Source organism: Bdellovibrionota bacterium (assembly GCA_035292885.1).
GTDB lineage: Bacteria > Bdellovibrionota_G > JALEGL01 > JALEGL01 > DATDPG01 > DATDPG01.
Genome location: DATDPG010000139.1, coordinates 1 through 9400 on the forward strand (window position 1 = coordinate 1; position 9400 = coordinate 9400).

Sequence of the window (9400 nt, forward strand, 5' to 3'; positions counted from 1 at the left end):
GTGGACAACTGGCTACCAACATGTTGAAGTAAAGAAGAAAAAAACCAGCGTCGCTGCGCTCCGACTACCCCCGGCCGGCATGCTCCGGAATCACTGGCCGGCTTGGCCCGGAATCACCGGCCGATTTGAACGGAATACGCATTTGACGAGCAACCTCGTGCCAGGCTTCGCCTGTCACTCAAGATTGCACCGGCCTTCGACCCGAGGGGAGCGGGACCAACCAAGGCCGATGGCTCGGGATTTAACATAGCGGGGGCTGAAGGTGCCCTCTCATGATTGACAGTTCCTCAATCGAGGTGGTATCCAGCAACGCTTTGGCGCGTTACAAAGGGACGCTCTTCATCTTCATCCTCTCAGTGGGCGCCAGAATTTTCGACGCTCAAGGCGCAACGAACGAGACGCCTCGATCCGCGGGCGCCGTACTTTTCCAGCCGTGTCAGTGGCAACTCGGGGATTCATGGGGGCCATTGTGGTTACTGGCATCAGAGCAAAACTACACCTACACCGAATACACGAACACGGTCGAACCTCACCCGATCGGGACCCTACCGGCTAATCTGAATACTTTCGCCGGATTGAGTTCAGCGGGAATTTTAGAAATCGACACTCATGGAGGAGGGAATCACCTTCAAATCGAATGTTATCCTCTTACCGAAAAGGCTGCGTATGAGGCGCGATACAAACAGATCTGCGGCGACGATCCCAATCCGCCGGGCGGTATAAAGCTCACGTGCGGCAAAGATCCGAAAAAAGTGGATGTGATGGCCGTTGCAGCTCAGCGTAAAACCGTCACGGGAAATGGTACGAGGACAGAAAATACCAACTATGCGATTGCGCTTACGATCCAGGGGATTAAAAAACTTTACCACCCGAAAGATCACACGATCATCTTTAACGGAGCATGCCATTCGTGGAAGACGCTCCCCGCGTTTAAGACCGCTGCCGTGGAGTATCTCGGGTACACGGGCGAAGTGCTGACGAGCCAGACCCATAAGGACGCCACGAAGATTTTTCGGAGGCTCAGTGGGAGGCTGTTGGAGGGCCACGCTCGGTCGATGGGCGACCATAACAGCAATAATCGGTCCAATGGAAAGTGTACGGCCTTCGGCGCGGGGGGGTTCGCGACCTACGGTTTCTACCACGACGGCCCCGGCAACACGACCGTCGCCCCGGCTGTAAGTTTTACTGGCGCCGACATGCTGGGCGGTTGCAAGAACGGGACGTATGGCTTTCGTCCCGAAGGACTAGTACTCCATCCGCCGGGACGCAGCGGGGAGGTCGTTTTCGACACGGTGATGGATATGACGAAGATTCCCTCTCAGGTTATCAGGACCAATGGAGGCTGTGGTTCTACAATTGCCTCAGCAGAGTGGTTTGACGATCACACCATCAGATTTGCTGTTCAGATTGCCGGTGCGGGGTCGGTTGATCTTACGGTTCGTAATGATTTCGCGTTGAGCAAACACAATGCCCGGGAGTTGGACGGCAGTACGGGTCCGACGGGGACAAAAGGTGTCGGGCCGAACCGGGACGATTATATAGGTAATAATACCTGCGCGGCGGCATTCCAATCCCTCAAGAATCAATCACTCAAAGATCGGTCGAAGGTTTCCTTTGAACCTTTGATCGCCGATCTTATCTTGAGCGTTATAGGAACTCCGGTCGGGGTGGCGGGAACAATTGCGGAAGGGGCAGCGGAACTTTCGTCCACAGAAGATGTTCTCGGAGTCTCATTCTTTGCCTCAGATTTGACATCAGGTGCAAACGTGATTCCTGCTGCGCAAATTAGCTTTCTCCCCGGATTCCTCGATTTGACCGCTTCCGAAGTCTACGCGACGACCAACATTTCTGCTGATATTCCGCTGGGACAGCCGACGGGGGCCTATACGGGTACTCTAACCGCGAGCGATGGTGGGATGAATACGGAGGTCGTCCCTCTGACCGTATTTGTTAACACCCCTCCCGTTCTCACGCTGCCCGAAACCGCCGTCACCGATCCCGGGCAAAAGGTCTCCATTCCGATTTCGGCTACCGACGCGGATGGTGACCCAATCGTCTTTTTTGTGAATGTTCTTCCGATTGGGGCTGAACTGTTCGATTACGAAGATGGAACCGGCCTCATCGAATACACGCCCCCCGTAGACCTGGTCAGTCCCGCGAGTATTACCGTGATGGCGTACAATCCTAACATTCAAGGAAGCCCTCCGCCGTATGACCTAAAGACTCTCGATGTGACTGTAAATTTCCCGGAGCCCGGTAGTCCGAGTTTCCGCGAACGACCCCATCGATAGTCATTCTGTTCGAATTAACCTTGGTCCATCTTGGCCCGAAAGGGTCCAATCGAAAATTGGTGGTCCAAACTGGCCAAAGTTCGAACATTTTTCAATGAGAATCCGGATGGATTTTGACCGCAAGGGCCGCGCCAGCGATACACCCGCTGACACGGCCCTTGCAGTTCGCCCTGCTCGTTTGAATTTCGTTGCCGGCTCGCGACTCTTTGCCTTTGACGCGCAACCTCGTGTCAGGCTTTGCCTGTCACTCAAAGTTGCACCGGCCTTCAGCCCGAGGGGGGCGGGGCCAACAAGAGCAAATTGGCTCAGGGTTTATTGTAGCGGGGGCTAAAGGTTTCCCGAGCCGACAATCGTATTGATGTGTGGTAAACCACTGCGCAATGTCAGTGCAGGAAAAGGAGTTGAGGCGGGCACAGAGTCTTTACGAGAAGCCGTTTTTCGATCTCTTATTTGAGGCACACTCTGTTCATCGCACCCACCACGATCCCAACGACATCCAACGTTGCACGCTTCTCTCGATAAAGACGGGGGGATGTCCCGAAGATTGTGGCTACTGCCCACAATCAGCCCATTACGATACCGACTTGGAGCGTGAATCCCTTTTACCTCTGGAAAAGGTCGTCCAAGCTGCTCGCACGGCGAAACAGAATGGCGCCCAGCGTTTCTGTATGGGCGCTGCATGGCGAGAGGTTCAAGACGGCCCCGAATTTGACCGAGTCCTCGAAATGGTCCGCGGAGTGGCGGAACAAGGTTTGGAAACGTGCGTGACGCTTGGGATGCTAAATGAATCGCAGGCCCAGCGCCTCAAGGAGGCGGGCCTCTATGCTTACAACCACAACCTCGATACGAGCCGAGACTATTACGCAAAGATCATCACCACGCGCACGTATGATGATCGCCTTAGAACGCTGAAAGCCGTGCGTGAAGCGGGCATCACCGTGTGTTGCGGTGGCATCATCGGAATGGGGGAGAGCGCCCAAGATCGGTGCGCGTTGCTCGCGGAGCTTGCTGCCTTCGATCCCCAACCGGAATCGGTTCCGATCAATTTGCTCGTTCACGCCGAAGGGACGCCGCTCGCTAACTCAGAGCCTCTTTCACCCCTCGAATGGGTACGGATGATCGCTGTGGCGCGAATTCTAATGCCGAAAGCGCGTGTGCGATTAGCGGCCGGTCGTGTCGGCTTGAGTGAGGAGGCTCAAGCGCTCGCGTTCTTTGCTGGAGCGAATTCCATTTTTTTGGGTGAAAAGTTGTTGACCCGCCCCAATCCTGAGCCGCAAACAGATCTTCGAATGTTGTCGAGCTTCAACGTAGCTACCGCTGGATAGCAAGATGTTCCCGTCTCTGTTGGATAAGCGACTTCGGACTCTAGAGGAACAGACACAGTTCCGGACACTTTCACATCGGAAAGGGGTTGATTTTGCCTCCAACGATTATCTTGGGTTTGCGCAAGATCCGGAACTTGTACGTCGATTTGCTTCCGCCACTGGTGATTTCTATCTTGGTTCCTCCGGCTCACGCCTCCTTCGCGGAAACCTGGAAATTCATGAGAAAGCGGAAGCAGAACTGGCGAAATTTGTAGGGAGAGAAACCGCACTGCTGTTCTCCTCCGGATATCAGGCCAATGTCGGTCTGCTCTCGGCTCTTCTTGGGCCGGACGACGTTGTTTTTTCGGATGAGCTAAATCACGCTTCGATCATCGATGGAATTCGGCTGAGTCGAGCGGCAAAGGTGGTTTATCCACATCGCAATGTTTATCACCTGACTAAATCGCTTGAAGAACAGGCTGATTGCAAAGGTCTCAAGGTCATCGTCACCGAATCGCTCTTCAGTATGGAAGGCGATATTGCACCTCTGACTGAACTGGCGGAGACAGCGAAAAATTACGATTCACTTTTGATCGTCGATGAAGCCCACGCGACGGCCATATTCGGGTCAATGGATGGAAAACGTGGAGGTGGGCTGTGTGAGGCCTTGGGAGTTACGAAGGACGTTTTTGCATCGATCCATACCGGAGGAAAGGCACTAGGAGTGGCAGGCGGATGGGTTGCCGGAGATCAACGCTTAAAAGACTACATCGTGAATTTTGGACGATCGTTCATTTTTTCCACTGCCCCGATGCCCGCGCTACCACTCGCACTCTTGTTAAGCCTTCAATATTGGAACGAAGTGGGCCCCAAACGAGCAACACACCTTCGGACAACCTGCCTGCAATTCAAGGAGATGCTCAAAGAGTTGGCCAAAAGAACCGGTATAGAAACTTGTGGCGCTGAAGGTCCGATTTTTCCCGTCATTCTGGGCAGCAACGAACGGGCACTTTCTGTGGCGAATCACTTGCAAAAGGCTGGATTTGACGTCCGGGCGATCCGTCCACCGACCGTGCCAGCCGGAAGAGCTCGAATTCGCATAACACTTCCTTGGGCCGTTGGTGACGATAAACTTCAAGCGCTTAGGAACTCACTCGCGTCGGCATTGGAGCTCTCTTCGTGAAGCAAGGTCTCTTCATTACTGGGACCGGGACAGGCGTTGGAAAAACCATCATCAGCGCTCTTTTGATTTCCGCTCTAAAGCAAGCGGGTAGGCGCGCTCGATATTTCAAGCCGGTGCAGACAGGGTCTGATGACGACACAGCTAAAGTGGTGGATCTCAGTAAGATTTCCGCGGATGAAGTTCGGGAGCCTCTTTACAAATTTGTACTTCCGGCTGCTCCATTGCGGGCAGCAGAAAACGAAGGGAAGAAAATTCATCTGGATGCCATCGCTCAATGTTGGCAATCCCTGCCTCACGGTGACTGGATCATCGAAGGGGTTGGAGGAATTCTCGTGCCCATCACGCGCCGTGAAACCGTCTGCGAACTGATCGAAGTCCTACAGGTACCAATCATCGTGGTTGCGACCACCCAGTTGGGAACGATCAATCACACGCTGCTCACACTTGAAACGGCTAAGTCTCGACATATTCCAGTTCGAGGCATTGTCCTTTTGGGCAGGAAGGATCCCGGACTTCGGGAGACGATTGAGCAGTTTACGACGGTTCCGGTGGTCGCTGAAGTTCCCTGGCTGGATTCGATCACAACTTCTTCGATCGAGGAAAACTCGCGGCGCTGTTTTCCTTCTTCCTTGCTTGATCAACTCTTCTTCGAGGCTTCTCAATGACGACGGAGCTTCGAGATCGTCAGTATCTTTGGCACCCATACTCACAACACGGTTGGCAGACGCCAACGCTCAAGGTTTCCTCCGCGTCCGGTGCGTACCTTACGCTCGAAGATGGCCGCAAGATTTTGGATGCGGTCTCGTCTTGGTGGGTCACTTTGCACGGCCATGCCCATCCTAAAATTGCGGAGGCGATTGCGAAACAAGCGCGACAGTTGGAGCAGGTAATCTTCGCCGGGTTCACGCATGAGCCAGCCGTTCGTCTGGCTGAAACGTTGATTATGACGATGCGGGAGAGGGGAACGCAGTTAGCGCGTGTCTTCTATTCGGACAATGGCTCCACGGCGGTCGAAACAGCTCTTAAAATGGCCTATCAATTTCACCGAAAACGCGGAGATCAAAAACGGCAACGCTTCCTCGCTCTTCGTCACGGTTACCATGGCGATACGTTTGGGGCGATGATGGTGAGCGACCCGAACGGATTCCACTCTGATTTTAAAAATTTCTTCCCCCATGTTGATTTCGTCGAGCCGGATGATTTTGAAGGGTTGAAAATTGCCGTTCAGGAAGACTCAGATAATTACGCCGCATTCATTCTGGAACCGATGATTCAGGGAGCTGAAGGGATGCGGATCTATTCCGCCGAATTTCTTCGTGAAGTAAGAAATCTCTGTTCAAAACATGGGATTTTCTTGATTTGCGACGAAGTGTTCACCGGTTTTTATCGGACAGGAACCGCATTTGCTTTCGAACATGCCCGAATCGCGCCGGATATTATTTGCCTATCCAAGGGTCTGAGCGGTGGATTTCTTCCTTTTGCTGCCACGCTGTGCACAGAGGAAATGTTTTCCGCATTTGTGTCGGATGAATTGAGCGAGGCGTTTCTTCATGGGCATTCGTACACTGCAAATCCTCTCGGGTGTGCGGCAGCGCTTGCGTCTTGGAATCTTTTGCATGAGACGGCCTGCCAAGACCGGATTCAACGCATCGCTGCTCTTACGCGAGAAGAAATTGAAAAACTCTCCTCTCATCCGGCCGTTGTGTTGGCCCGCTCCATTGGAACCATCGGGGCCGTAAGCCTTCGAACGAAAGAAGGCTATTTCGCTCCGATCGGGAGAAAAGTGTTTCCGATGGCGATCGAGGAAGGTGTGTTGTTGCGGGCGCTTGGTAACGTCTTATACGCCGTTCCTCCGTATTGCGTGACCGACGAAGAAATGAAACGAATTTACGCGGTGATGGCAAAGGTGATCGATCGATTGGAGCTGGCATGACAAACGAGTTCTTTGAAAAATTAGTAGCGCATTCGGAGGCCCATGCTCGTTTTGTGAACAGTCTGAGCTTTGTGGAGTACATCGGAGCGCGAAAGATTCTCAAAAGCCAACACGCGGACAACTTTTCGTTCGAGCTTCTATCTCATGTGGCAGAGGAGATCCGACATGCTCAGGTACTCAAGCGCCTTGCTCTTCGAATGAGTGACGGGCTCGTTACTTCCTATCGGCCCGAACATCTTTTAGCGGGACAAGAAGCCGAGGCCTACATTCAGGCCATCGACCACGCCGTGGAACAAGAGATTGGTGGCGAACAGCATTGGAAGAATTATCTTCTGACGACCCTCGTTGTTGAGGAACGAGCGAAATCGTTTTATTCGGAATATGAAACAGTCCTAGCCCGTTGCGGTTATGGCGGGATCTTAGCGGCGATCGTCCGGGAGGAAGAGGGCCATTTGAAAAAGATGTATTCCTGGCTGTCCGCGGATCAACTTGGCTATGAGTACCTGCTTGGGAAGCTTCGGAAGCGCGAACAATCGGCGTTTGAAATATTTCTTCGATCGGCGGCAAATGAAATACATTAAGGGTCAGGGGACAGAGCGCCTTGGGGCAAATTCTGTCGAAATGCCACCAAATATATGCGGTTGTTGCGTTCTTCTAAATGACTTAATAACTGGCGATATTGCGATACACTAAGGCAAGTCAAAAATGCCGCAGCCTGCCACAAAGAAAACTTCTGATAAAAAGCGATCGAAATTTCGATTTCCTAGTTTGTCTAAAGCTCCGATTCAAGAAGCCGTCATAGATTTTCAGATTAAGCCGTTTGGGCCAGATGTCTTGAGTTCTCTTGAAGCCCTGCACGAGCAGACCAAGGAGGCCTTTCCAATAAAGGAACCCTTGGCACGTGTGGAGGCGTCCATGTCTATACATGCCGAGCAAGGTGTGCACGACATTGGCGGAAAATCGGAACGTGTTGGGATTCTCTGCAGGTCCGCATCGGGAAATGAAGTAGTCCAATTCCGTCGCGATGGTTTTGCATACAGTCTTTTGAAGCCATATTCTGATTGGGGATCTTTCGTACAGAAGGCGAAAGAGCTTTGGGACAAATATAAAAAGACGCTTCCCGAAGCGCGGATCTCTAGGCTCGGCGTGAGAAACATTAACATACTCGAGCTTCCTCCGCCCGGTACGAAATTAACGGAGTATTTCCATCCGCTCTTATCCATTCCAAAAGATCTACCGAAAACGGTAAGACAGTTATTCACGCGCGTTGAACTTCCATTCGATAACGATATTAGGGCCGCTGTTGTCCAAGCATTTCCTACTGGCGACCCCGTTAAGCCCTCTTACCTCATCGATATTGATACCTTCCGGGTCTTCCCAGAACCGGGGTTGAGGGAAGAAGATCCATGGGCTACAATAAATGAGTTCAGGTTAGTGAAGAATAGGATATTCTTCGCAATTATAAGTAAGAAGACGGAACGACTCTTAAAATGACTTTCCTCCAAAATACTTCTGATTACCGAATCGCGACAACCGGGGGTCACCCACGGTGGGAGTCGGTCATTTCTGAGAGAACTTACGCATCAAACCCAAGTAACGCTGTTAGTCAGGCTGCATCGCTGATTAATCAAGAGATCCTCGTTATCGGCAATTCCATACTGTTCCCGATGTCCAGGATGGAGTACCAACGCGCTGTCAACGAACTTGATGAAATTTTTGAAGACTGCTCTGAACCCGGCTGGGACGGATACAATGCTCTTTCAATCGATACCGTATCTATGGGTCTGGCTCGAAGGTTTTTGGAACGGCTACCTTCTCATGTCCGTATGCCTGAGGTAGCGCCGGACCCGAATGGTCAGATCACGCTTGAATGGCGAAATGATGCTTCGGATATCCTTGTAATCAACTTTTCACCGAAACATGACCTGGTTTATGCTGCTGTTTTGGGTTCTAGTTCAAAGTTCTACGGAACTGAACCGTTCTTGTTTACAATATCACCTGCTTTACTCAGGATTCTCGATCGATACTTTGCCAGACGTTGATTCACTTGAACCAGATTCGGTACAGTCGACCGAGGTATTAAGCCGTTGGCTCTTTTCTTCTAAACTATTTAATCGTAGCACCCTCCGCGTTCGCTCAGGAGCATTCACACCTCAGCGGTCTCTTCGTTCGGGCGACTTGGAGACATCCGTCTATAGAACTTCCGGCCTAACGGAGCATCAGATTTGGCCACTTGCGCAGTTACGACCTGGCCTAACCCTTCACGGTCGGGCGGATCTTAAGGCTAACGATGTCGAAACAACAGGCTTAACCGTTGTTCCCGAAACATCGAATCATCCTAGACACGCGAACATTCTTGGCTGGAGCGATGACGAGGCGGACCAACTACAAAAGAAAACCGAGTTAGCTCGCATGGCGCGGCTGCTTCTGAAGGATGACAATAATTGACTAAACGTCCAGAGCGAATGTCACGCATCTTCCTTTGATGGGAGGCTCAGGCTCCGCTCCCCCGCACCCCCGCGGAGCCCTCGCGTTTATTGTAAAAACCGGTCCCGCTCCCCTCGGGCCGAAGGCCGGTGCAACCGAAGTGACAGGCTTTGCCTGGCACGAGGTTGCTCGTCAAAGGCAAGGCGAAACGATTTGGCGATGAATTTCAAAATGGCTGGGCGAACTGCAAGGGCCGTGTCAG

The 9400-nt window shown here is 52.2% G+C and carries 9 protein-coding genes; all 9 read left to right on the forward strand.

Translation table 11 applies throughout. From position 1 onward, the window contains the following. Window positions 1–250 (forward strand): hypothetical protein (locus VI895_10475; GenBank protein HLG20222.1); only part of this gene is annotated, 250 nt, incomplete at its 5' end. A 22-nt stretch (window positions 251–272) separates the two neighbouring features. Further along, a complete protein-coding gene (locus VI895_10480) occupies window positions 273–2291 on the forward strand; it encodes a hypothetical protein (GenBank protein ID HLG20223.1) in 2019 nt (672 codons plus the stop codon). 401 nt (window positions 2292–2692) lie between these two features. Next, window positions 2693–3616, forward strand: coding sequence for a biotin synthase BioB (gene bioB, locus VI895_10485; protein ID HLG20224.1), 924 nt, complete (start codon window positions 2693–2695; stop codon window positions 3614–3616). A 4-nt stretch (window positions 3617–3620) separates the two neighbouring features. Beyond that, the gene (locus VI895_10490) at window positions 3621–4778 is read left to right on the forward strand and encodes an 8-amino-7-oxononanoate synthase (GenBank protein HLG20225.1); all 1158 of its coding nucleotides are present in this window, start codon (window positions 3621–3623) and stop codon (window positions 4776–4778) included. After that, complete coding sequence (bioD, locus tag VI895_10495) at window positions 4775–5443, forward strand: dethiobiotin synthase (GenBank protein HLG20226.1); 669 nt, start codon at window positions 4775–4777, stop codon at window positions 5441–5443. Before VI895_10490 ends, bioD begins: the two co-directional genes overlap by 4 nt. After that, window positions 5440–6711, forward strand: coding sequence for an adenosylmethionine--8-amino-7-oxononanoate transaminase (bioA, locus tag VI895_10500; protein ID HLG20227.1), 1272 nt, complete (start codon window positions 5440–5442; stop codon window positions 6709–6711). The genes bioD and bioA overlap by 4 nt, the downstream gene beginning before the upstream one ends. After that, a complete protein-coding gene (locus tag VI895_10505; GenBank protein HLG20228.1) occupies window positions 6708–7292 on the forward strand; it encodes a hypothetical protein in 585 nt (194 codons plus the stop codon). The genes bioA and VI895_10505 overlap by 4 nt, the downstream gene beginning before the upstream one ends. Before the next feature lie 187 nt (window positions 7293–7479). Next, on the forward strand, window positions 7480–8205 hold the full coding sequence (locus VI895_10510) for a TIGR04255 family protein (protein ID HLG20229.1): 726 nt from the start codon (window positions 7480–7482) through the stop codon (window positions 8203–8205). Beyond that, window positions 8202–8753: a hypothetical protein gene (locus VI895_10515; protein HLG20230.1), complete on the forward strand. Its 552-nt coding sequence runs from the start codon at window positions 8202–8204 to the stop codon at window positions 8751–8753. Before VI895_10510 ends, VI895_10515 begins: the two co-directional genes overlap by 4 nt. Window positions 8754–9400 lie beyond the last annotated feature (647 nt).

What these genes read in the sequence shown, in the direction of transcription:
- VI895_10480 (HLG20223.1), top strand. Translation starts at nt 273, where the DNA reads ATGATTGACAGTTCCTCAATCGAGGTGGTATCCAGCAACGCTTTGGCG.
- VI895_10490 (HLG20225.1), top strand. Translation starts at nt 3,621, where the DNA reads ATGTTCCCGTCTCTGTTGGATAAGCGACTTCGGACTCTAGAGGAACAG.
- VI895_10515 (HLG20230.1), top strand. Translation starts at nt 8,202, where the DNA reads ATGACTTTCCTCCAAAATACTTCTGATTACCGAATCGCGACAACCGGG.
- VI895_10505 (HLG20228.1), top strand. Translation starts at nt 6,708, where the DNA reads ATGACAAACGAGTTCTTTGAAAAATTAGTAGCGCATTCGGAGGCCCAT.
- bioA (HLG20227.1), top strand. Translation starts at nt 5,440, where the DNA reads ATGACGACGGAGCTTCGAGATCGTCAGTATCTTTGGCACCCATACTCA.